Here is a 543-nt window from a genome sequence, read left to right on the forward strand (position 1 = left end):
GGCCGAATCGAGCGTTGCGGCGTACTCGTCCGGACCCAGACTTGCCGCCCGTTCCGTCAGACCGCGCGCCAGCGCATAGATCGCCTCGACGGCGCCGTGCCGATCGGCACGGCGGGCGAGCCCGCCCTCGCGGACAGCGTCCCGGACGATGCCGTCGATGATTTCGCGGAATACCTGGAACCCCGAGTTGCCCGTCGCCGTGTCATCGACGGCGATCGCATTCTCCGCCCGGATCACCCACTCGAACGCCGCGAGGTCGGGGTACTCGCGCATCAACCGGCCCGATTCGTCGAGGACCGCTTCTATTCGCGTGACCGCGGTGCCCGGGCGGGCGGCCGCCCGCCGCAGTCGGGGAACCGCGACGTCGGTTCGCGCCGCCACCGCGGCCTTCATCAGTTCGGACTTGTTCGGGAAGTAGTTGTACAGGCTCGCACTGGTCACGTCGGCGGTGCGGGCGATCTCTCGGATCGTCGCCCGGGCGTAGCCCGCCTCGGCTACACAGCGCATCGCCGCGGTGATGATCCGGGCGCGCGTCTGCTCACC

General features: G+C 70.2%; 1 protein-coding gene. It reads right to left on the bottom strand.

Annotated features, from left to right (window positions below):
- On the bottom strand, positions 1–543 hold a 543-nt coding region (locus tag A5782_RS07690), incomplete at both ends, for a TetR/AcrR family transcriptional regulator (RefSeq protein ID WP_067097433.1).

The sequence above is a fragment of the Mycobacterium sp. 852002-40037_SCH5390672 genome, assembly GCF_001665875.1.
Taxonomy (GTDB): domain Bacteria; phylum Actinomycetota; class Actinomycetes; order Mycobacteriales; family Mycobacteriaceae; genus Mycobacterium.